The following is a 19,522-nucleotide window of genomic DNA, read 5'->3' as shown; positions in this document are numbered from 1 at the left end:
GTTAGTTCTTTTCGGTAGCCCTCACAGCCGCACGAATATCCGCGCTGGTCTTTAACCGTGGCGGCGTCTTTTTCTCCTCGGTCTCTTTTTCCCCCGGCGAATCCGCGCCATCTTCCGTGAAAGAAGAAACTATCGCGTACCACAGGCCATGCGGAGGTAGATTCTCTACGTCAACACCATGTGCCATGAGATAGGTGCGAAGCAGAGAGTCATGTGCCGCGGCCAACATCTTGACTTGCGGAGTCGACCATTCTGCGAGCTCTGCAGACTCGGGATTCAGCAGCTTATGCACGTTGGATGTTGCGGGAAGTGAGCGTAGGAATGCTTTTAGGTCACTCCAGGTGAATGTGCGGCCGAGTTGGGAGAAAGACCAGCCAGCGGTGAAAAGGTCTGCTCTTACCGCGTCAAGCAGACCTTCGCGGGATGTGAGGAAGCGGTGGAGGGCTAGGATTCCCCCACAGTGATTCCAGACTCTTCCTGCCAGTACTTGTCAATCTCGTTAATCTGGCGTCCGTTCAAACCAGCGATAGCTTCCTTCTGTGCCTTATTCGTAGCGAAGTAGGTCAGTAGGAATCGCAGTGCCTCGGTGGGGTTCTTGCCTACCTTGGGGTCGTCCGCAAGGCTGGTTTCGATTTCTTCGACGGTCTTAGGGTCGAAGCAGTCCAGCGGTGGGAGGGACAGGGTTACGGTCTTGTTGCCGGTTGCGGCGGGGATGATGACTTCGATGTTGTCGAAGCTGGTGGAAACGGTGAGAGCCATGGGTGGACCAAGCCTTTCGAATGTTGGGTTGTTAGGGACCGGGCCTAAAGTTTGAGCCCACCCGGCAAATGTTGAGGGCAGGCCCGGTCCAAAGGGAATTGTTTTCCCTCAATGGTTTTGCCGGGTGAGAAGTGGGAGCAGGATTGTTTAACCCCTGCTGCTCCGCCCAGGGGAGGTTGCTACGCTGCAGCGCCCGCGACGCCCGAAGTGTTCGGGGTTGCGGTTTCGGCGTCTGCCGGGGTTCCGTCGTCGCGGTACTCGGTGACGTATGCGTAATTACGCTCTGGGTCAGTGCCCTTAAACGCGGTAATCGTCACGTTGTACTTGGTGGACGCGGAGTGAACATCCGCGGTCTTTTCGACGGTGGTGATTCGGCCACGCTCGATGACGTAGGTCTTTGCCTTTTCGCCGTACACGGCCTTGAGCACGTGAGACTGAATCGGCAGACGCTCCGAGGTGTGGTAGATGGTGGTCTTCTTACCCTCAGAGTTCGTGGCGTTCTTAGTCTCCACGTTGTCGGCGCCGAAAAGGGACTTGATGACTGCCTCGTTATCTTCCTCGAGGAAGGTGAGGGTGACAGTTTCGGTGTAGGAGGTCTGGAGGTCTACCCAGTCCTCACCGCCGAACATCTTCTCAGTGGAAGACTCGCGAGCCGGGTTAACGTTGAAGCCATCCTCGCCGACCGCGCCGTGGTCCTTGAATGCTTTATCGAGCTTTTCAGTCGCAGAGGTCGGCAGCTTAGTGCCCAGTGGGGCGTTGAAGTACACGCCGCCGTCAATTGGGGGAGCACCAACGAATGCGTTATTGATGTTGACAGCCATGTGTCAGGTTTCCTTTCAGAATCGTTGGACCGGGCCTGAAAGAAAAGGTTCAGCTGCACCTATTGGGTGCGCTTAAGTTGCAGTTGGGCGGTGAACTGGAATCGAGAGAACCGACTGTCGGGGTCGTCATAACGAGTGAGATTGTTGTCCACAGAAGCCCAAGTAACTTGGTTACTGCGGAATCCTCGCCATGCGTCCCATGCATCATCGGCTAGTTTCTCCGCGGCTACTTCGCTATGGGCGTAGCACTCCACGAGGAAGCGCGGTGCCTTCGTCGACCATGTATCAGCGCCACCACCAATTCGGGAGACGATGACAAACTGCTTCGGCTCCGGGTCGGGCATACGCGTTGACACGCGCACCCCAAGTGCATCGCCTAATAACTTGACGGCAATTGCCTGTGTTGAAATACCCATTAGCCAAGCACCCTCACTAGCACGTTTTCTCGCCCTTCCCGCCACTTGGCTGACCACGTATCCGCATAAACGATGCCGCGGAAACGAGACCGTCCTTGCTGGGTGGAAAGTACGAATCCGTCCCCAGCGCGCCCCGCAATGTCCTCACCATGTTGCACTACAAGTTGCTTAGCGGCGCTACCGCGAAGGAGTTCCTGTAGGCCGGCTTTATTGGGCTGGTATTTCGTCACGGCTACACCACCTCACATTAGCCCAGCCGACGGGGCTATACGCGGCTTTCACTTTGGTCTGTGCTTCGTCTGCGAAGCAGATGAGCGAGCCGCCGTCGAAAGACAGGGATGAGGTTTGAACTTTGTCGATGTTTCCATCTGACCGTTCGATGAGTAGCCAGCTATTCGATGCCTGCAAGGTTCACCACCTCTAATCCAGGTGCCCACCCGAAGGGGTTGCGCTCGTAGTTTTCGGGTTCGCCCACGACTTCGAGAACGTCCTTCCGCTCGGGTAGGCGCACCGCATCTCCTACGAGAAACTCCCCCGTAGGGGCGTACATCTCGATTTTCACAGTGCGTCGCTCATGCCCTGCGAGCTTCGGCTCGTCAGTTTGCGGCATCGCCCACCCAGCAACCATGACTGGCGCGGAGGATTCCACATCTTCGACAACATCGTTGCCAAGCTCATCAACTGTTCCTACCTGCTCACGACGAATACGCACCACGGAATACCGCAGTGGAACATCCAAAGCCATTACCAGCTCACCGCCTCAACGGTTCGCATACCGCGGGCACGGTTCAACTCATCGTCGAGCGCTTTATCCAGCATTTCCCGCTCCGCCTTTGTAAGGAACAGGTTGCCCTCACTATTGCGAAACGACGACGACTGAGAAAAAGCACCAGCGGTTTGTGACAGTGACTCCATGTGGTCAGTGTTCTCTGACTGCAAAGCACGCTTCGCCATCGAGCACACAATAATCCGCAGAACAGCAGCGAGCTTTTCTGATGGATTATCCGGCAGGTCGTACATGGCCTGCAGCCACACGGACGCATCTTCAAGTACGGCGTTCGCCTGGTCCCCCTCGGGGGCAAGCGACCACCGTGCGCGCAGCTCGTCGCTAGTTGCAAACGCCGCCATGACTACTGCTCCAAACCGGAAAGCTTCACCACAGACAACGGGTCAGTAACACCAAACGCCATCGTCGCCCAGGTGTAGAAGCGAGTCACCTGGCGGCCCTTGATGTACTCATTGTCGGTGGAGATCGGGTCCTCAACACCCATGACACCGACCGCGCCGCGCTGCAGCAGCAGGCCTTCGCCTTCCTTTAGGGAGTTGGTGTTGGATACGTAGAGGGTGATGCCGAGGGTGGACAGAATCTGCTGCCACTTGTCGACGCCGAGAATAGCGCGAAGGTTCTTCGCGTCGCGTGGCTTCAGAACGAGGGTGTCTGGCATGTAGCCAAGGTTGGTTTCCTCAATCTTGAGCTTGGCTTCCTCAATATCATCAATGAGCTTGCCCTCACCAGTCAGCGCAGTCTTATTGGATGCGGTGACCTTACCGGCGGCGGCCCAACCAGAAGACTCCAACTTCAGGCCATTATCCATGGTGGAGATGACGCCGTCGATAACCTGGAAGGCACGGTCATCAATGTCCTTGACCATCGTATTGGCCACACGGTTGGCTCCACGCTGCAAGATGATTGGGTCGTTGCGCTTTTCTGCCTCGCGAGTCAGGTCGTAGTGACCACCGGTCTTTACGACCGGGTCGACTACCGGCTTACCCTGCGCGGTGGAGAACGCTGGGAACTCCGCACCAGGGGCAATAACACCCGGCTTTTCCGCAGCAGTGGCCATGTTGGCTTCGAGGCGGTCGTACATGATGGCGCCACCGTTTGCCGCGGTAGAGGTGAACAGGAACTGGGAAACCAGGTTTGCCTGTGTCAGTTCCGCCACGTAGCTAGACAAGCGGGTTGGTTCCTGCACCAGCATGGACGTGGTGATAGTGCCCTCGTCGTTAACGCGGGCTGGGGAAAGTGGGAAAGTGAAATCAGCCATCTTTCTTTCTCCTTACTTTAGCGCCACAATGACGCGGTTATTAGCAGCGGCAGACACGGCGATACCTACCACCGGGGCGGCTTCCGCGGCCTTGGTGGCCTTGCCGGACGCTGCAGCGGCTACCGGGTCGCCGGCGGCGATAGCGCCATTAGACTCAACTTCAACGATGTGGCCTGCGCGGTACACCATGACGTAGCCATCTTTAGCTACGTCGGTGGCAGGCACGCCGAAAACTAGGGCACCGGCACCAGCGGGCTTGGCAACGGGGTTGCGGCCATCAATGTCGCCAGCGAGCTGTACGAAAGTACCCGCCTTCAGGTCCGCCTGCGCCTTCACAGTCGGATTCTGGGCGGGGGTGTAATGAACAACAGTGGACATTACAAAAATCCCTCCTTGAATGGGAATTAGTTATGTTGTGCAAACTTGCCGTTAACCGGCCACGACGCAGGGAACGAATAGTCCGGCGCATCCTCCCGCGAGGAAGCACCCGGCTTGAGATTTTCGACTGGATAGTCAGACGGCGGTGTGGCTCGCTTCGCGGCCTGCGCCTGCAACTCGCCTAAGCGCTTTGCGTTATCGTCGAACTTCTCCGGGTCGCTTCCCAGCAGGTCGGCGTTCTCCTCCGAGATTCCGTACTTGGATAGGGCCTTGGAACGGGCCAATTCCACTTGGAACTGGTTGGACTTGGTGCGCTCGGCCTCCAGGGCTTCTTGGGCGCGTTGCAGTTCCGTCTTTTCCGCGTCTTGAATCTCGCGGTACTTTTCCGCATCGGCACGTAGTTCGTTGCGCTCGGTGCGGTAGCGGGCGCTTTCCTTGCGGAGCTTTTCTAGCTCCTGCTGGTAGGACTCTGCGCTGCGTTCCGGTTTCGAGTTGTCGGCCTCCGGGGCCTTATCCTCGTTTGCCACCTCGGCGGCATTCTGGTCGTCGGTGGTGGCGGTAGTTTCTTCTGCCATCGGTAACCTCCTGGGTTATCTGGGTTGGGCATGAAAAAGCCCCCGCCACCAACCAATGTGGTGTGGGGGTGGTGCGCTAAAGGGGAATTGAACCCCAACATCGCCAACCTTGGTAGCGCTACTTTCCGCCAAACGGCGAATAATCAGTGGTGCTCAAACCACCGGAAGAAATAAACTCAGTCCACTTTCTAAACTGCGCAGGAGACGGCTTGCCGTCCGCCCATGTCTGCTCACGCCAGTGCGCATACAGGGCATCTGCTTCCTTTTGCCCTTCCCATGGTTTGCCATCAACTACGAGCACTGGGATGCAATCGCAGCCATCGTGGTACCTGCGCCCATCCCGACGGCGAATGACAGTATCTTCGGAATACACCGCCCCTCGAGAGGCCAGCATGGCACAAAATGCGCATGACTCACGCCCGGATAAAACCCGCGCATACCCGGCACGGGCAGGGAGCCCAGACTTAAACCGTGCCGTGCCGTTATGTGCTGCATCCGCCACCGCACTACGCCCCGCATCCACAACATGGCGCGACAAACGCCGGCCAAGTTCACCAGCGACACGCGCCTTAACTGCCGAATCCATACGGTTGGAAAAATCAGGGCTCACGGCTTGCATAACACGCTTTTTAGACTCCTCATCCAACATCATCACGTGTAGTTTCGACGAGTCCGGGGATAGGCGCGATACGTCCGCGATGGCATCAAACAGGGCTTTCCGCGGGTAGGGCCGTATGGCTTCGGGCTTTATTTCCACGCCGACGGCTGCGGCCTGGCGGCCAAGCTCCACCACGTGGGTGCGCCACGATACGCGCCGCATGCGAATAACCCGCGGATACAAAATATCCACCAGCTCCTCTACTTGCTCCACAGTGACCGGAACACCGTAGGTAGCCAGAGCTTTATTCACTAGGCGGCTGATGTCGACCGCTAGCGAATCATCGTTGTTGCGAACATGCGCCAGCGGCATCCCCTCACCACCTCACAGTAATTAAAGCTGCAGCCCTTCCGCTGCGTCGCCAGCATCAGCGATACCACTAAACAGGTTCGATGTACGTGCGGTTGAGCGGGCACGCTCCACACGCTCCTTTGTCCACCCAGGAATATCCGACCACAATTCCTCCGGCGGGATGCCCAGCATGGTCGACAGCTTGCCCAAACCGTCCACGGTCTGCGCGAACGAACGCGACGAAGTTTCCTCCCACGTCACTTCCGCCTCAAAGTCTGCGGCGCCGTCCTCATCACCAGAAGCATGCGAGCATAAACGCAACAGTTGCTCGTGCGACTCTCCAAGCGAAGTTTGAATCTCCGCCGCCTGCCTATCCTTCGACGTTTCAAGTGCTGCCAGGCCGTCGGCCGAAATGTTGCTAATCGCATTCGCTCCCAACGACTGGGCGGGAACCTGCGCCAGCGCCGCGAAATCACGCACCGACGCCTGCCGCGACTCAATATAGCGCGACAAGTCCGTCTCGTCGTACTGCCCTACCTTCACATCAGGGTCATCAAAGAACTGCGTATCAGCCACTGACTGGCGGAAAGCCTCCATCTCATTCTCCGGCACCCAACCAATCACATAGCGCTGCTTAAACGCGGCAAAATGCTGCGCTACTCCCTGCTCATAATTCGTGCGGTTAATGCGGTCTTGCAAACCGAGTAGGTGCTCCACAATGCCGCGGCGCTCTTCACCATCAGTAAGCATGCGGTCCTGGTATCGAACGATAGGCACCGCGCCCATATTGTGCGGACGGGCTTCCTGAAACACGAGGTTCGTCGGGGAGTAATAGGTCCTATCAAGCCAATCCCCTACTTTCTGCGGCGCATGCTCAATACCGAACCAATACACATGCTCCTCATCGAACATGCGCATGTACCGGTCGCCGATTTCAAGCGCCAGCATCGGGTACTCATCCGACGACGGCACCCCTGGAAGCCCCAGTGAGTCGGAATAGAAGGTCACCATACGCCGCGGCGAATGCACACCAATCCGCAAAGCATTATCAGCAGCCGGAAGCACCGAAGCATACGACGTACCATAAGTCAGTGCCGCACGATGCAACCCAGTCTGACGGGCTGACATCTTATTCCGCTGCCACCACGTCCACGCATCCGCCTGCTCCCCCTCGGCGGAATAGAAACCATCCACCTTCAGCGACTGCGAATACGTATCCACCACCAGGGCCACGAACGGTGCGACAGACATGCGCGCTAACTCAGCATGTTGCTCACGGTTCTTAGAATGCACCGTAGCCCCAACACGAGCTGTAGCCGTCGCACTATCCCACGGCACCATGTACTGATGGATATTGTCGAAAATCCTGCGCTCGGCCACGTGCGTGGACAATAATTCACGCACCGCATGCTCTGCTTTATCACGCCTTAGCACCACGGCCTCCTCCCACTAATCAAATGAAAAATGCTTTCCCAGTCCGCTGCTTCTTCTTCGACACCCCGCCGCGCTCCCTCGCCAAGCGCCACACCATGCGCGCACCAATCATGCACACACAAGCGTCAATCTTCTTCGCCGACTTCCGCGACTCCTTACGCACCGTGATGCCGTACCGGCCCTCATGCCGGCGAGCATTCAACACATGCTCCGTCAACAACGGGTTACCGTCATGCGTGAACGAGTGCTGCATGACTTCCGCCTCCGCGAGCTCCGCAGCCGTAGTGAACTGAAAGTCCTTACCGCGCATATCCCAAGCAATAGGCTCCGGCTGCTGCGCACCCCGCGAAGTCGCCCACAACTCCAACCGGTCGCGGTAACGCTCCGGCCACGCCACCTTTGTGAACGACTCCCACTCGCGCACATCGGCGTAAAAACCGATGACATTCCAAGTAGCGAACGCAAAATCAACGCGGTCATCAACAGCCTGCACATCGACCATCGGCTTATCGTCCGGGTCGGCTGCTTTCGGCTGCCACACCCCAATAGTGAAAATATGACCATCGTCCATACGGCACCCAATAAGCGCGGTGTGGTCATTCGACAGCGAACCGTCAAAAAACATTACGATGTCCTCGCCCGGCGCGACATCAATATCTGGCCGCGCCATTTGCGCCCAATCCTGCGGGTCGCACCACGAATCAGACGAGGCTACCGGCCAATTCAAATACTTACGCTTCGAATCATCCACCTGCGCCGACGGGGACCAGATACGAGTCATAATCGCGTCAATATCCGACCAAGGGCAATCCGCATACACCCACTCAAGTGCAGAACGTAGCGAATCAGCATCCCCCAGCTCGGTATCGTGCGGGGCTTGACGCGCATCGTAAAGAATCCGCGACTCGTTCTTAGACCGGCCAGTCTCCTGCAAAACCCAGTCATTAAACGTGGACTCTCCCGCCGAGTTAATGCCCGGCTTCCACGCATTCAACGTCTCCAACATACGAGAACCAGACTTCGACAAGTTATCCATCAAAGTCGCGTGCAATTCTGCCCCACCATTCGACGGGGTCCAATGCTCCAACTCGTCACCAATAACGAACGTTGACTCCGCACCTTCTGCGGTTGCTGCCGATGAGGTAATGACTTCGAGCTTGCCTTCCGGCTGCACGAAAATCTGGGTCTTACCCACGTCCAGGCTGTAGTCGCGGTGCAGCGCCGGCGCGTTCGCAGGCGACGCCATAGCGCGCACCATGCGCATCGTATTCTCTGTATTATGGGTCAAAATACCCCGTCGACCAGCCTGGAAAAGATGGTCGTCGTTATCGATGCCGATACACCTAACAGGGACCGACTCAACTTTCTTCACGGAAACAACCCGATGGTACTTGCTGTACTGTCGCGGTTCGTCAACCTTCGGCATACGAGCGACCTTGTAAGCGAAACGCGCCACAGGCTCGCCCGCACGCGGCTTAAACGAGACCTTCCACGATTTAGTGGATTCGTTCTTCTGCTCGGTCCACTTGAATCCCAACGAGCTCAGCAAGTCTTCGATACCGTCAATCAAATGGCGATTCGTATTAACGAAATAAGCACGATGAGTACGGTCAATCCCGCCGTCAGAGTCGATTAACCCCTGCAGAAGCGACATGCGCTGCTCATAGCTTGCAGTTAGGTAAACATCGGGGATGTGCTTGCGGTGCAGAACCCCAACTTCCCTAAGCAGCTCCCGCATAGAGAGTAGCTTCGGGTCAGCGTACCCAGCTCGAGGCCAAGCAACACACTTCCGGCAAGCCGGATTGCCCTTTTGTGAATAGCGGTTGTTGAGGTCATTCACGTAGTCGTGGCCCCGAGGGCAAATACCATCCCGGCGCTTCACGTTCATGCGGCCAGTAAATCCTCTATCGAAGTCAAAACGGAGATCTTCCCAGTCATTCAGCAATGGACGGTATATCTCCTCTAACTCCTCCTTATGCCGCCAATCAATGGCATGGACTCCCGACTTAGAAGCTCCATCGCCGAGCCAAAATCCAAGTCGCCAAGGGTCAAGTGGAAGCTCACGTACCGGGAAATTTGCTGACACTGCAGGAATCCGAACAGTGACTCGCTTAGAACTCTTGAGCTGAGCAATCTGCTCAGTCGTGAGAGTTACAGACTCCCATTTGTCTCCGTGACCATTGGTCTTTTCGATAGTCCACCCATGGCCGGAATCGGCAACAATCTTCTCGCCGGAGTCGAACTCCAGCTCGTAGCAATCTCGGCCATAAAACACTTCCGTCTTTCGACGTACCTCAACCGGTTCACCGTCCGAACCGAATACGTAATCGCCGATACCAACAGTGTCGACCGTCTTCCAACCGTCTACGGTACGGACTGGAGTATCGAGTGCCAAAGGCTGGTCCAGAGAAACCGCAGCAATCTGCACCCACGGCATCGACACCGGCTTACCGGACACGCCGCCAGGCACATCCGGGTCCCAATGGTCGAACCGTACGGGTGCTAAAAGCTCAATCAGTGCCATGACTGCAGCGAACGGGGACTTGCCGGAGCCTTTCGCCAAGCGGCGCGCCCCATGGTGAAAAAGCCAACGGCCATTCTCATCCAGTGCGTAGAACCACAGGACGTAGCGTGCCTGCTCGCGAGTGAACTGCCATGCCTTACCCGCCCGAATACCATTCGGGTGGCGCAGGTACTTCGCGGCCCACGCCAAAGCCTCGTAGCCCAGCGTGAACTTCGGTAGCCCTTCGGGCAACGTCGCCAGCCGCTCCTGCGGAGCAACATCACCCATACAGGCCACCTCCTACATAAACAGCTCCTTGTAATGAGACATCACCGAAGAAGACTCATCATCAACCACAGCGCCATCAGCGGCCTGGAGCTCAACACGCAGACGACGCCGCTCCCCCTCCGTCGTCATCAACGACGCCGCAGCACGATTAAACTCAGCAAGCATCGACGCTTTAACACCCTCGCCATTGTTCAGTTCCTGGCTCATAACCTCGGCCAGTAGACGGGCGGTCTGCCAATCTGACGGCTCATAAAACATCGCCTGCCGCGATTCCTTGAGTGAGCGGAACCAGTCCTTCATCAGCGGATGCCACGACGGAGACACCCGCGGCGCCTTCACAACAGGACGCGGCGCATCGTCCTTAACAACAGTCAGCTTCGGCTGTGACTCATCAGGCTTATTACGACGACGCCGTTGGTCGCTCCGCTTAGGTGGTGGACCGGGCATTACTCATCACTTCCTTTAAGCTCGTCGGCTCACCGCATCGAATGAACCGGCCATACGAATACTTCTCAACGCTGCCGTCCCCCACGCTCCGGCGCGTCCCCCCTTGTTCCGCCAACTCTATGAACACGTGCAGCCCACGGCCGCTAACAGAACTCTCCACGTAGATAATCGGCTCCGCGATTGCCTTGATAACCTCAAGCGCCCACGGTTTCACAACACCATCCTCAAGCGCGTTATCCAGGTCGTAGCATCCGAGACCGCCGCCGAGCATGACGCCGAAGCCATCTCCCGCGCCGCGCTGCACCTCGTCGAACGAACACCAGGTGCTGGGATTGGTAGACGATGCCGGCGTGCCAGTGGGAGTGATAGGACGTTTCCCGTCCGCACGTACCCACCGAGGAGCATCAATCATCACCGCAGGGACGGGTTGGCGGCGACGCTTACGAGACACCGCCTGCCGACAGCGGGCCGAGCACGTACGTCGCGCCGGGCCCTTTGATTTCTGCGGCACATCGCGCCCACAATTCAAACACTTCACACCTGCAATTATACCGCCTGAACAGGCTTTTGTCACAGGTAGAGCACCGTAAACCAACCGCTACACCTAGGAAACGAACACGGGCTTCAGACCAACAAAGTAGCCCTATACGGCGAACGGCTGACACACGCCCTCATAGCCGCATCTAAGGCCACCCCTAAATGACGAGGGCAAATTCCCCAACCCGTACACAGCCATTTACCCTATGCCGTCTGAGGCCTCGGGCTCAAAAAGTTTCGGGCCCTCCCCCACCCCAAATATTTTTTCAACTTCCAATCTTAGCTCAACCCGGGGTGCGGCGTCCGAGGCAGATAGCGGCGGGCACGTTTCCGTTCTTTACCCCGCTTCATCTCCCTTTGGGTTTTAGCGCGGTGGCATGGGCGGCAGAGTATTTGCAGGTTGGTGTCAGTGTTGTAGTTGGGGCCGCGACGATTGTCTATGTGGTCGATTTCAAGAGTTGTATCTGTGAGGTCGTGGTGCCCGCAGTTGAGGCAGGTGTGTGCGTCGCGGTTGAGTATGCGGCGCCTGGTTGCGGTGGGTACGTGCTTGGTGATGTTTGTCCACACCATCACTCCCCCTTTTTTCTTTGTGCCTTGTTCCAGTCGTGAGCTGGCGGCCTGCATCTCAGGTGGTCAGTTCTACTAAAAAGTGTCCGCATTAAGTAGGTCGGTGAGTCAGGCGACAAGACTTGGCGCCTTATTCCGGTCGTGAGCCGGTGGCCTACGCTCGATTCGGAAGGTCTAATTCTGTCCTGGTGAATAGATTGTTGAGCTAGGCGATAAGGCTTGTGAAAACGACAAAAGCCCGCTCGTGGGCGGGCTCTTTCTACAGCGCAATCATATCATTTTATTTAGTCTCTTTGTCAAGTGGTGGTAAGTACTTACCGACGAGGTGACGTTTCACTCGCGCTGACTTGAGTAGTGCTTGGCCGTGTTCGGGCGGGTTGCACCAGCGGTTGATGGTGTGGGCCTGGTCTTCTAGTTCTTGTTGTAGGTCGCTGGCCCATGTGAGTTCTGATAGTGGTTGTGCGTGGTAGGCGATGAGGTGGCAGAGGCGGGGGGCTGATAGGTCTCCGTCGTGTATGCGGATGTTGATGCCGTCGATACCGAAAGCATTAAGGGCGAGTTCCCGGAGGTTTTGTTCCATCTCCACATAGCGGTTTACCCATAGCCAGTTGCCTGGGGTCTTGGGGCCTAGGCCTTTGATGCTGTTGCGGGTTTTTACTTCTGGTGGGTTGGGGGTGGTGTGTTTGAGGGATTGTAGTTGCAGGTAATGAGCTTTGAGTTCGCGTGCGGTGTCGCGGAGTTCAAACTCGTTGGTCATGCTTTCTCCTGAAAAGCGAAAGACCCCGCGGTTGTGCGGGGCCTGTGTGGCGTACGGGGTTAGTGGGTGCGGGGCGTGGTACTCATTCCTGTACCTCCGTGAGTGTGTAGCGGCGACCAGTAGGGGTGAGATTTTCGGGCGACGCGTAACCCAGATAGAACTCTCCATATTGGTTGAAGAAGATTCTCACTTTCCCAGAAATCTGGGACACGTTAAGCATGATTACTTCCCCGTGGTCGGGGTTCTCCGCTTCCGCGAAGCGGTGCTTATCAGCGTCCCATTCGACCTCGGCCATAGTGGGTTGTGGCTTAGGCGGTAGAGCGGCGAGGATGGTCATTTTGGCGCGGCGGGTTCCAGGCAAGCGATTGCACAGCTTCTCTAGTTCTTCGTGCGCGTCGAGGATTTCTTGGCGGGTTGGGTTAGTCATTGGTGGTGTCCTTTGCTTGGTCTGCTAGGCGGCGGGTTTCTGCTTCGACTTCATCCCATTCCCAGACGTGGCCGGTGAAGCGGGACGGGTAACCGTGTGGGGCCTCGGGGTGTTGGCCGTCTCCAAGGTGGTTGGTGTCGAATCCGATGGTGTTGCCTTCGCGGTAGGTGATTCCACCGTGAACGTCGATGTCGGGGTGGACTTCCAGTGAGTCTGGGCAGTCCAGCCACGGGTGCCCGTCTGGGAGGGCGATGTAGCCGTTGATGGTCATTGGCCCCATGAGCACTGCGCATTGGTATCCGTTGTGGGTGAATCGGCGGGTGTCGGGGCTGGGTGGGAGGTTTGGTTCGTTTGTGGTCATTGTGGTTTCTCGTTTCTGCGCGAGTTTGCGCTGTAGCGTTGCGATTTCCTCTGCGGTGACGGACTGGCGGGCTTGCTTTACGTCGTCGGTTCCGAATGAGGACTGGTTGATAGCTTCACTTAGCTGGTCGCTAATCTCTCTAGTCATTGGTTCTCCTCGTGTTGGTGTTCATTAGCGGTCTGCCCAGAGGTCGTAGGCGCGGTCTTTCCAGGAGTCGTCTTCTTGTTCTTCTTGTTCGTCTGGGTTGGGTTCGTTGGTGTCGTCGTAGGGCCAGGGGTAAATCATTTGGTGTCCTTCCATGTGATGGTGATGTGGGCGCCGGGTGGGGTTGTGTTGGTGGCGTAGTGTTTGGTGGCTTCGAGGTGGGTTACGCGGGAGTCGTTTTTGAGGATGCCGCCGGCTTCTAAGCCATCAAGAATTGAGCGGGCCAACTTATCGGCGTCCGGTTTGACCGCAGGAGTGTCATAGCGGGGTCGTTTTGGCCGGGGTAGGTAGAAGTCCATGAGGACGGTTGTGGGGCCGTCTATGGGGCTGCTGGGCCTGTTTTTGGCGGCTTCTTGTGTGACGGCTCGCATCCAGGCGGGAAGTTTCTTTGAGGATTCAATGAGCCTGCCGTTACCCACGTGCCGTTTGGAACCCTTGGGCGCCGGGTCTCCGTCTACTCGGAATGTGATGGTGTTGGTCAAAATGGTGGCTCCTCGCGTGGCTGTTGGTGGTTGCATCGGCGGGCGGTGCCATTGGCGTAGTACATGCCGTTGTCATCGCATAGGGTGCAGGCGTCAATGGCGTCGCGGCGGGATTGTTTTTCTTCGGCTTCGGCTTGGGCGCGTTGCTTCTTGGCGTCGGCGCATCCCCAGCACGGTTCGTGGGTGAGGTTTCCGAGGGGGTGCTTTTGGCAGACTCCGTTTACGGCGAGGGGCCGGGCGGCGTGAGCCGCGGCCAACTCGTCGAGACTTTCAGGGGTGGGGGTCGTTGGGGCGGTTTTGGTGTCCACATTGGCGGTGTTTTCGGCCTGTTCCCCTCCCCCCTTCTTATTCTTCTTCTTGCTAGAGTTTGCTACCCCTTTTGCTACGGGTTTGCTAGCGGTTTGCTTAGCACCGTGCTTAGCACTTGCTGTAGCACTTGCTAGGCGTTTGCTACTTTTCGCAGCGTGTGCCTTACTTTTAGCTAGTCCTCCGGCGCGTCCTGCGGCCCGTCTTTTCTCCCTAATTGCCTCAATTTCGGCCCTTGTTGTTTGGTGTTCTGTGAAGTCATGGATGAGAAAATCACCGTTTTCAAGCTCCATAAGGGACGGTGTTTCGGGGTCGTTGTCTAGCAACTCCTGGCAAACGTCTAGCAAATGCTTAGCACTTGCTACACGGCGGTCAATCACCCCATCGGTCTGCATTCGGCACGACCATAAGATCATCTCCAGCAGCCCCAATTTCGCCCTGTCAGACAGGACCATAATCTTCGGGGATTCAAAGAAATCATGGGTAATGTTCGCATACAGCCGACTATCCTTCGGCATCGTTGTTTCCTCCTTTCTCTATGGATTGGAATAGGTGGATGAGTGCGTCGAGGAATGTGGGTTGTGCGCAGTACAGGTCGTTAGCTTCGAGCCACGCCCGCATGTCCTCACGCTGCTGATGGGTGGGCATTTAGTTGCTGCTTCCGATGGCGTTGGTGCCGCGTTCGCTGGGTGGGAGTTGGGGTACTTCGGCGATTTCGTTGGGGGTGATGGGGATTACTACGAGTTGTGCGATGTATTGGCCGGCTTTGATTCGTTGGCCTGTGGTGCCGGTGTTGTGAAGACTGATTTTGATGGCACCCCTGAAACCCTGGTCAATAATGCCGGTGCCATTGCTCAGAACGAGTTTCCGTTTGATTCCAGTACTGGAACGCACAAACAGCATCCCTACATGGCCGGACGGTATAGCCACATGGACTCCCGTGGTCCCCATACGATGCGCCCCTACAGGCACTGTCAGGTCGTGGGATAGGGCGAGGTCCATGCCAGCATCACCTTCATAAGCAAACCGGGGCTGATGCGCGTCCTTATCCAATGAGTAATAAAGCATTGAGTTCCTTACATAAAAGAAGAACCCCGCATAAAGCGGGGCTTGCTGAGTGTTTAGGCTTCGGAGATTTTTAAAAAGTATGCGTCTGCAAACTCTTCAAACTTGGGTTTCAGTTCCTTGTGGTAATTCACGTAACTTCGCGCTTTGTTGCAGGCAAGGCAGTCACGGGAACCAACTTTTAATTTCGAGGGGACTAAGTTGGGGGATACAAGCGGATGACCACGTTTACAATGTTTTTTGTTTGAGTTCCTGTCCCTGCCATTTTTTATTTTGTCAATGGCGTTGTCTGAGTATGTTCCCCAACGAAGGTTGCCGACGTAGTTGTTTGTCCTTACGTCGTCTTTATGGCAACACACGTATCCTTCTGGCCTAGGGCCGATGAAGGCTTCTAGAACCAAGGAGTGAACTGCCCGCAGCTCTCCTTTGTTTCTTTTCCAAAGGTCAACATACTGATAACCGTTTGAGCCTGTGCGGCCGGCCAAAATTCGGCCTCGAATAGGATTTTTAGTCTCAGTCCCAAATCTATTTATGTACCTGATTTCTCGGGCGCAGGACTTAACTCGTCCGTAGTTGCTTACCTCGTATAGTCCCTCATAGTTGGGGATGGGTTTCCAGATTTCAGGTTGGCTATGGGTATGCTGGGGTTCAGCCATGATGTTCACTCCTTGACAGTGACATTGTGGTTAGGCCCCGTGTGGTGTTACCAGCACCTACGGGGCCGCTTTCATTTACCTATTATAGCAGGTCAAATGACATTTTTCTAGGCCGGAATAGCCCGCAAACATGCCGCCTATTCTCACTTGGCCTCACACCACCAATCAGTGTGAGCACTCCGCGTCGATGGGTTGTAGTGGCGCGATTCGCGATATTCAGTACCAGGGCCACAATGCTCACTATTATCTTCGCTCGCCGAAGTAGCATAAAGGATTATTGAGAGAAACAGGATTAGCCCGATTACCCCACCACCGACAAATGCCCAGCCCCTTTTATTGTTGGGGTAGTCGATTACAGTTTCTCCCCCAAGAATTATTGAGACCACACTGGCGAAAGCAATTACTAAAGAAAAGACAAAAGCAAATGCTTGAATGATGTATTCCATGTCTAGCTCCCGGCGACTAATTTCAGCGCCCACAGAATCGCGTACACGGGGTGATTAGGGTCTGCCACACCGCCGTCTGGGGCGTAGGCGTAGGCGGATAGTAGGTCGATCAATGTGGTCATTATTTACCTCAGAATGGCGGTGTCTGGTCTTGGCCTGTCTGCGCCGGCTGGGACCATGCGCCGCTGGTGGCGGTCTGCCCCTGCTGGGCGGCGTTATCCCACGACTGCTGGGCCTGGTTGGGTTGCTGCTGTCCGCCGCCACCCTCCCGTGGATTGCGGTTTACCTGGGCGGTAGAGAAGCGTAACGACGGTCCAACTTCATCTACGTCAATCTCGAATACAGTACGGTTATCACCCTCACGGGTCTGAAAGGAACGCTGCTTCAAGCGGCCGGTCACGATGACGCGCATGCCCTTAGCTAAAGAGTCTGACGTGTTCTCCGCCAGATGTTTCCAAGCATTGCACGTAAGAAACAGCGCTTCGCCGTCCTCCCACTGATTCGTCTGCGAGTTATACCGCTTCGGAGTGGACGCAACACGGAATTTGCACACAGCGGCACCTGCCGGGGTGAAGCGCAGCTCGGGGTCGGCGACGATGTTTCCGACGATAGTGATTGGGGTTTCGCCTGCCATTTAGAGTTCCATTTCTTTGAGTTGTCGTTTGTTGAGGTTGGCGCGCATATACACGTTGGAGCCGCGGGATACGGCTTCGCAGGGGTATTCGTTGAATACGGGGACGGTGCCTTGCCGGATTCGGTCTGCGAAGCTACGGGCGCGGCCCCTGAGCCTGTCTTGCGGCAGATTATTAATGTCGGGGTAGAGGTGGGTTATGGGTACTTCTGCCCACATGCCGTTGTTTGCCAGCATTTCGTCCAACAACTCGTTGGCCCGGTCGGGGTTCATGGTGTCCCGCCCGCCACGTGGTGGTAGGGAGCGCACAAACTTGATGCTCATTTACTGCTCCTGTAGTTCGTTCCAGCGGGTGCGTCCGAGGTCGAGGACTGCTTGGGGAACGTCTCCGTCTTGGCGTATTTCTTGCATGAAGTTGGTTACTTCTTCCGCGCTGGTGAGCTCTGCCAAAGCGTTCTTTACGTCCCGCACAAACTGGTCGTCATCCTCCCCCACCGGCTCCGGTTCTGGTTCCTGCTTCTTCTTCGGCGCCGGGGCGGCAAGGGCCTGCCGCGCCACATCCTGACGAGTAGCCTGCTGTCGAATAGGTTCGGACGTATCCACAAAGCTCTCGGAATCGAAGTACACATCACCTAGTTCGTCGGGGAATGCCTTTCGGAAGGCACCAGCGGCGGCGTTCTTTCCCAGCATGAAGGTTGGCTTCGCATCCCACATAGGCGTTAGGTTTCCTTCCCGGCCCCAGGTTTGCTTGGACTCATCCCAAGTAACTACATGCGGGAATGGTTCACCGTCTCGGTACACAATGACCTTGGCGAACTCCGGGTACCCCATGCGGGTCACGTTCCACGTGTCGCGCCATTCTGTCTCCTGCCCGGTGGACTGGTCGATTCCCTTGTACATCCAGTCGCCTTCGCGGTAGGTTCCACCCTCCTGCTTTGCTATACGTCGAGCTGTTCGACGTGCTCCGCCGATACCGACTTGGAGGGTGTAGGTCTTACCGTTCTTCGTCTTGCGCTCAATGAGGGCGATTTGCGACGGGTCTTGCGGGTTCAGGCCCAACGCTTCGGCGCGGGCGAAGAACATTTTCAGGTGATTGGCCGGGATTTGCTTGTACCCTAGCTGCTCAATCAGCGTCATTTCCTGCTCGTTGAATTTCGCGATTTCGTTGGTCATTTAGATGTTCCTTTCGTCGTCGAATCGGTCGAGGGTGATTTCGGTGAGGGCGACGGCTGTTTCTAGGTCGTGGCCGTGTTCGGTGAAGTGTTGGATGAGGTAGATTGCTTGGTCTGCGAATGCGGTCAACGCTGCGTAGTTGGCGTCTGTTGCGGTTCGTGCAACCTCTAAACGGCGATACGGCATGTCGCTTGGCTTGCTCATAGTTGTTGTCGTTCCTGTTCGATGGTGGTTTCAATCTGGTGGCAAAGGTCGCGCAGCTTGGACCAGTGTTCTCCGTGGTCTCGTGTCCAATCGAGGACATAGGATTCGAGTTGGTTGAGTGCGCGTTTCTTTTCCTGCTTGTTGATGTATGCGGGTTCTGGTGCGAATAGGGGCATTAGTTGACCACCTTTGTGAGTCGTAGGCGTGTGGAGCCACGGCGGGTTTTGGTGTTGAACTCGGAGTAGAGGTCCGGGTGGGCGGTCTTAAACGCCTTCGAGTCGAACGTTGTGGTGTCCTTGGTGGTGGACACGCTCACCTTGTAGCCGGCGTGCGTGCCCGCGTAGGAGTCGCCTAGCTTTTCTTGGAGGTCTTTCTTGTATTTCTTCACCAAGTCTGACCAGCTGGCGGCTTTTTCTTCTGCGTCCGCTAACTGCGCAACTAGTTCTTCTACTTCGTCGGCGTCTTCTAGGCTGGTGACCTCACCCATCCATGCGGGGGTTTCACCATCGAGCCATGCGAACCACTCGGCGGCGGTTGCCTGCATGTCCTCCACTACCTTGGGGTCGTAGTGGATTACCTTGTGCTCGTACTCCACGGGGCTGAACTCGCCGTCCTGCTCCTTGTAGTACTCCACCAAAAGCACGCACGCCTCGGCTCCCGAATGCCACATGTTTGCCTGCACTTGCAGGTAGTACCCATCAGGGCACCAATCATGGAATCGGCCTCCGGTGAATTGGTGCTTAGCGGTCTTAATCTCACCAATCACCTCCCCATCCTCACTGAACAAGTCCGGGGTGCCACACAGCCGCCCATCACCCTCGTTGATGATGATGGTCTGCGGGTCCTCGTTATATTCCAAGCGACTATCAACATCGGCAAACAACGGGGCCAACATAGGTTCGCGGGCGGTTCCCCATTCGGTGAACTGGTTGCCTCCCCAACGCTCCCCGGATTCTTTCTGCTGGCGTAGTTCCTGCCAATTACGGGCGGTTCTGTTCCTATGCAGCGACGCGACCTCCGTGGAGGTCAAGTGCTGCCGCCGAAACTCAAACCACGCATCATTATTCTCTGGCTTGAATGTCTTCAAACTA

The 19,522-nt window shown here is 56.4% G+C and carries 31 protein-coding genes; all 31 read right to left on the bottom strand.

All coding sequences use genetic code 11. From position 1 onward, the window contains the following. Position 1 precedes the first annotated feature (1 nt). Complete coding sequence (locus tag ACLI1L_RS04055) at positions 2–292, bottom strand: hypothetical protein (protein ID WP_411708130.1); 291 nt, start codon at positions 290–292, stop codon at positions 2–4. A gap of 152 nt (positions 293–444) precedes the next feature. Continuing rightward, positions 445–759: a hypothetical protein gene (locus ACLI1L_RS04050; protein WP_411708129.1), complete on the bottom strand. Its 315-nt coding sequence runs from the start codon at positions 757–759 to the stop codon at positions 445–447. Positions 760–938: 179 nt separating this feature from the next. After that, positions 939–1,580, bottom strand: a complete 642-nt coding sequence (locus ACLI1L_RS04045; protein ID WP_411708128.1) for a hypothetical protein — start codon at positions 1,578–1,580, stop codon at positions 939–941. A 59-nt stretch (positions 1,581–1,639) separates the two neighbouring features. Continuing rightward, entirely contained in the window at positions 1,640–1,996 is a 357-nt protein-coding gene (locus ACLI1L_RS04040) for a hypothetical protein (protein WP_411708127.1), read from the bottom strand. Further along, on the bottom strand, positions 1,996–2,226 hold the full coding sequence (locus ACLI1L_RS04035; protein WP_411708126.1) for a hypothetical protein: 231 nt from the start codon (positions 2,224–2,226) through the stop codon (positions 1,996–1,998). The genes ACLI1L_RS04040 and ACLI1L_RS04035 overlap by 1 nt, the downstream gene beginning before the upstream one ends. Before the next feature lie 161 nt (positions 2,227–2,387). After that, entirely contained in the window at positions 2,388–2,741 is a 354-nt protein-coding gene (locus ACLI1L_RS04030; RefSeq protein ID WP_411708125.1) for a hypothetical protein, read from the bottom strand. Continuing rightward, positions 2,741–3,124, bottom strand: coding sequence for a Gp19/Gp15/Gp42 family protein (locus tag ACLI1L_RS04025; protein WP_411708124.1), 384 nt, complete (start codon positions 3,122–3,124; stop codon positions 2,741–2,743). The genes ACLI1L_RS04030 and ACLI1L_RS04025 overlap by 1 nt, the downstream gene beginning before the upstream one ends. Before the next feature lie 2 nt (positions 3,125–3,126). After that, the gene (locus ACLI1L_RS04020; protein ID WP_411708123.1) at positions 3,127–4,041 is read right to left on the bottom strand and encodes a major capsid protein; all 915 of its coding nucleotides are present in this window, start codon (positions 4,039–4,041) and stop codon (positions 3,127–3,129) included. A gap of 12 nt (positions 4,042–4,053) precedes the next feature. Next, positions 4,054–4,419 (bottom strand): capsid cement protein, encoded by a 366-nt coding sequence (locus tag ACLI1L_RS04015; protein WP_411708122.1) that lies wholly within the window; start codon positions 4,417–4,419, stop codon positions 4,054–4,056. Between the two features lie 26 nt (positions 4,420–4,445). Continuing rightward, a complete protein-coding gene (locus ACLI1L_RS04010; protein WP_411708121.1) occupies positions 4,446–4,994 on the bottom strand; it encodes a hypothetical protein in 549 nt (182 codons plus the stop codon). Between the two features lie 118 nt (positions 4,995–5,112). Then, positions 5,113–5,964 (bottom strand): hypothetical protein, encoded by an 852-nt coding sequence (locus ACLI1L_RS04005; protein WP_411708120.1) that lies wholly within the window; start codon positions 5,962–5,964, stop codon positions 5,113–5,115. Positions 5,965–5,985: 21 nt separating this feature from the next. Continuing rightward, positions 5,986–7,377 (bottom strand): phage portal protein, encoded by a 1,392-nt coding sequence (locus tag ACLI1L_RS04000; RefSeq protein WP_411708119.1) that lies wholly within the window; start codon positions 7,375–7,377, stop codon positions 5,986–5,988. A 19-nt stretch (positions 7,378–7,396) separates the two neighbouring features. Next, positions 7,397–10,168: an LAGLIDADG family homing endonuclease gene (locus ACLI1L_RS03995; protein ID WP_411708118.1), complete on the bottom strand. Its 2,772-nt coding sequence runs from the start codon at positions 10,166–10,168 to the stop codon at positions 7,397–7,399. A 12-nt stretch (positions 10,169–10,180) separates the two neighbouring features. Beyond that, the gene (locus ACLI1L_RS03990) at positions 10,181–10,615 is read right to left on the bottom strand and encodes a hypothetical protein (protein WP_411708117.1); all 435 of its coding nucleotides are present in this window, start codon (positions 10,613–10,615) and stop codon (positions 10,181–10,183) included. Beyond that, on the bottom strand, positions 10,596–11,066 hold the full coding sequence (locus tag ACLI1L_RS03985; protein WP_411708116.1) for a hypothetical protein: 471 nt from the start codon (positions 11,064–11,066) through the stop codon (positions 10,596–10,598). Before ACLI1L_RS03985 ends, ACLI1L_RS03990 begins: the two co-directional genes overlap by 20 nt. A gap of 365 nt (positions 11,067–11,431) precedes the next feature. After that, positions 11,432–11,722, bottom strand: coding sequence for an HNH endonuclease (locus tag ACLI1L_RS03980; protein WP_411708353.1), 291 nt, complete (start codon positions 11,720–11,722; stop codon positions 11,432–11,434). A 277-nt stretch (positions 11,723–11,999) separates the two neighbouring features. Continuing rightward, positions 12,000–12,476 (bottom strand): hypothetical protein, encoded by a 477-nt coding sequence (locus tag ACLI1L_RS03975; RefSeq protein WP_411708115.1) that lies wholly within the window; start codon positions 12,474–12,476, stop codon positions 12,000–12,002. 82 nt (positions 12,477–12,558) lie between these two features. Further along, entirely contained in the window at positions 12,559–12,903 is a 345-nt protein-coding gene (locus tag ACLI1L_RS03970; protein ID WP_411708114.1) for a hypothetical protein, read from the bottom strand. Further along, positions 12,896–13,411, bottom strand: a complete 516-nt coding sequence (locus ACLI1L_RS03965; protein WP_411708113.1) for a hypothetical protein — start codon at positions 13,409–13,411, stop codon at positions 12,896–12,898. Before ACLI1L_RS03965 ends, ACLI1L_RS03970 begins: the two co-directional genes overlap by 8 nt. A gap of 134 nt (positions 13,412–13,545) precedes the next feature. After that, on the bottom strand, positions 13,546–13,950 hold the full coding sequence (locus ACLI1L_RS03960; protein ID WP_411708112.1) for a RusA family crossover junction endodeoxyribonuclease: 405 nt from the start codon (positions 13,948–13,950) through the stop codon (positions 13,546–13,548). After that, positions 13,947–14,258 carry a hypothetical protein gene (locus ACLI1L_RS03955; RefSeq protein ID WP_411708111.1) on the bottom strand — a complete coding sequence of 104 codons (312 nt, stop codon included), beginning with the start codon at positions 14,256–14,258 and terminating at the stop codon, positions 13,947–13,949. Before ACLI1L_RS03955 ends, ACLI1L_RS03960 begins: the two co-directional genes overlap by 4 nt. 502 nt (positions 14,259–14,760) lie before the next feature. Next, positions 14,761–14,904 carry a hypothetical protein gene (locus ACLI1L_RS03950; RefSeq protein WP_411708110.1) on the bottom strand — a complete coding sequence of 48 codons (144 nt, stop codon included), beginning with the start codon at positions 14,902–14,904 and terminating at the stop codon, positions 14,761–14,763. Next, positions 14,905–15,324 carry a dUTP diphosphatase gene (locus tag ACLI1L_RS03945; protein WP_411708109.1) on the bottom strand — a complete coding sequence of 140 codons (420 nt, stop codon included), beginning with the start codon at positions 15,322–15,324 and terminating at the stop codon, positions 14,905–14,907. A gap of 53 nt (positions 15,325–15,377) precedes the next feature. Continuing rightward, positions 15,378–15,977 (bottom strand): NUMOD4 motif-containing HNH endonuclease, encoded by a 600-nt coding sequence (locus ACLI1L_RS03940; RefSeq protein ID WP_411708108.1) that lies wholly within the window; start codon positions 15,975–15,977, stop codon positions 15,378–15,380. A gap of 143 nt (positions 15,978–16,120) precedes the next feature. Next, a complete protein-coding gene (locus tag ACLI1L_RS03935; protein WP_411708107.1) occupies positions 16,121–16,423 on the bottom strand; it encodes a hypothetical protein in 303 nt (100 codons plus the stop codon). 130 nt (positions 16,424–16,553) lie between these two features. Beyond that, complete coding sequence (locus ACLI1L_RS03930) at positions 16,554–17,057, bottom strand: single-stranded DNA-binding protein (RefSeq protein WP_411708106.1); 504 nt, start codon at positions 17,055–17,057, stop codon at positions 16,554–16,556. Further along, on the bottom strand, positions 17,058–17,378 hold the full coding sequence (locus tag ACLI1L_RS03925; RefSeq protein ID WP_411708105.1) for a hypothetical protein: 321 nt from the start codon (positions 17,376–17,378) through the stop codon (positions 17,058–17,060). After that, positions 17,379–18,227 carry a recombinase RecT gene (locus ACLI1L_RS03920; RefSeq protein WP_411708104.1) on the bottom strand — a complete coding sequence of 283 codons (849 nt, stop codon included), beginning with the start codon at positions 18,225–18,227 and terminating at the stop codon, positions 17,379–17,381. It abuts the gene before it with no gap. Continuing rightward, positions 18,228–18,431 (bottom strand): hypothetical protein, encoded by a 204-nt coding sequence (locus tag ACLI1L_RS03915; RefSeq protein ID WP_408935950.1) that lies wholly within the window; start codon positions 18,429–18,431, stop codon positions 18,228–18,230. Next, positions 18,428–18,607 (bottom strand): hypothetical protein, encoded by a 180-nt coding sequence (locus ACLI1L_RS03910; protein WP_411708103.1) that lies wholly within the window; start codon positions 18,605–18,607, stop codon positions 18,428–18,430. Before ACLI1L_RS03910 ends, ACLI1L_RS03915 begins: the two co-directional genes overlap by 4 nt. After that, positions 18,607–19,518: a YqaJ viral recombinase family protein gene (locus ACLI1L_RS03905; protein WP_411708102.1), complete on the bottom strand. Its 912-nt coding sequence runs from the start codon at positions 19,516–19,518 to the stop codon at positions 18,607–18,609. The genes ACLI1L_RS03910 and ACLI1L_RS03905 overlap by 1 nt, the downstream gene beginning before the upstream one ends. Positions 19,519–19,522: the final 4 nt, after the last annotated feature.

The sequence above is a fragment of the Corynebacterium sp. LaCa117 genome, from assembly GCF_046717765.1.
Lineage (GTDB): Bacteria > Actinomycetota > Actinomycetes > Mycobacteriales > Mycobacteriaceae > Corynebacterium > Corynebacterium kefirresidentii.
This window is presented reverse-complemented; position numbering and strand designations above follow the sequence as displayed.

Excerpts from the sequence above, each read along its gene's own strand:
- ACLI1L_RS04050 (WP_411708129.1), bottom strand. The coding sequence starts at position 759 with ATGGCTCTCACCGTTTCCACCAGCTTCGACAACATCGAAGTCATCATC.
- ACLI1L_RS04045 (WP_411708128.1), bottom strand. The coding sequence starts at position 1,580 with ATGGCTGTCAACATCAATAACGCATTCGTTGGTGCTCCCCCAATTGAC.
- ACLI1L_RS04040 (WP_411708127.1), bottom strand. The coding sequence starts at position 1,996 with ATGGGTATTTCAACACAGGCAATTGCCGTCAAGTTATTAGGCGATGCA.
- ACLI1L_RS04030 (WP_411708125.1), bottom strand. The coding sequence starts at position 2,741 with ATGGCTTTGGATGTTCCACTGCGGTATTCCGTGGTGCGTATTCGTCGT.
- ACLI1L_RS04025 (WP_411708124.1), bottom strand. The coding sequence starts at position 3,124 with ATGGCGGCGTTTGCAACTAGCGACGAGCTGCGCGCACGGTGGTCGCTT.
- ACLI1L_RS04020 (WP_411708123.1), bottom strand. The coding sequence starts at position 4,041 with ATGGCTGATTTCACTTTCCCACTTTCCCCAGCCCGCGTTAACGACGAG.
- ACLI1L_RS04015 (WP_411708122.1), bottom strand. The coding sequence starts at position 4,419 with ATGTCCACTGTTGTTCATTACACCCCCGCCCAGAATCCGACTGTGAAG.
- ACLI1L_RS04010 (WP_411708121.1), bottom strand. The coding sequence starts at position 4,994 with ATGGCAGAAGAAACTACCGCCACCACCGACGACCAGAATGCCGCCGAG.
- ACLI1L_RS04005 (WP_411708120.1), bottom strand. The coding sequence starts at position 5,964 with ATGCCGCTGGCGCATGTTCGCAACAACGATGATTCGCTAGCGGTCGAC.
- ACLI1L_RS03995 (WP_411708118.1), bottom strand. The coding sequence starts at position 10,168 with ATGGGTGATGTTGCTCCGCAGGAGCGGCTGGCGACGTTGCCCGAAGGG.
- ACLI1L_RS03990 (WP_411708117.1), bottom strand. The coding sequence starts at position 10,615 with ATGCCCGGTCCACCACCTAAGCGGAGCGACCAACGGCGTCGTCGTAAT.
- ACLI1L_RS03980 (WP_411708353.1), bottom strand. The coding sequence starts at position 11,722 with ATGGTGTGGACAAACATCACCAAGCACGTACCCACCGCAACCAGGCGC.
- ACLI1L_RS03975 (WP_411708115.1), bottom strand. The coding sequence starts at position 12,476 with ATGACCAACGAGTTTGAACTCCGCGACACCGCACGCGAACTCAAAGCT.
- ACLI1L_RS03970 (WP_411708114.1), bottom strand. The coding sequence starts at position 12,903 with ATGACTAACCCAACCCGCCAAGAAATCCTCGACGCGCACGAAGAACTA.
- ACLI1L_RS03965 (WP_411708113.1), bottom strand. The coding sequence starts at position 13,411 with ATGACTAGAGAGATTAGCGACCAGCTAAGTGAAGCTATCAACCAGTCC.
- ACLI1L_RS03950 (WP_411708110.1), bottom strand. The coding sequence starts at position 14,904 with ATGCCCACCCATCAGCAGCGTGAGGACATGCGGGCGTGGCTCGAAGCT.
- ACLI1L_RS03945 (WP_411708109.1), bottom strand. The coding sequence starts at position 15,324 with ATGCTTTATTACTCATTGGATAAGGACGCGCATCAGCCCCGGTTTGCT.
- ACLI1L_RS03940 (WP_411708108.1), bottom strand. The coding sequence starts at position 15,977 with ATGGCTGAACCCCAGCATACCCATAGCCAACCTGAAATCTGGAAACCC.
- ACLI1L_RS03935 (WP_411708107.1), bottom strand. The coding sequence starts at position 16,423 with ATGGAATACATCATTCAAGCATTTGCTTTTGTCTTTTCTTTAGTAATT.
- ACLI1L_RS03930 (WP_411708106.1), bottom strand. The coding sequence starts at position 17,057 with ATGGCAGGCGAAACCCCAATCACTATCGTCGGAAACATCGTCGCCGAC.
- ACLI1L_RS03925 (WP_411708105.1), bottom strand. The coding sequence starts at position 17,378 with ATGAGCATCAAGTTTGTGCGCTCCCTACCACCACGTGGCGGGCGGGAC.
- ACLI1L_RS03920 (WP_411708104.1), bottom strand. The coding sequence starts at position 18,227 with ATGACCAACGAAATCGCGAAATTCAACGAGCAGGAAATGACGCTGATT.
- ACLI1L_RS03915 (WP_408935950.1), bottom strand. The coding sequence starts at position 18,431 with ATGAGCAAGCCAAGCGACATGCCGTATCGCCGTTTAGAGGTTGCACGA.
- ACLI1L_RS03910 (WP_411708103.1), bottom strand. The coding sequence starts at position 18,607 with ATGCCCCTATTCGCACCAGAACCCGCATACATCAACAAGCAGGAAAAG.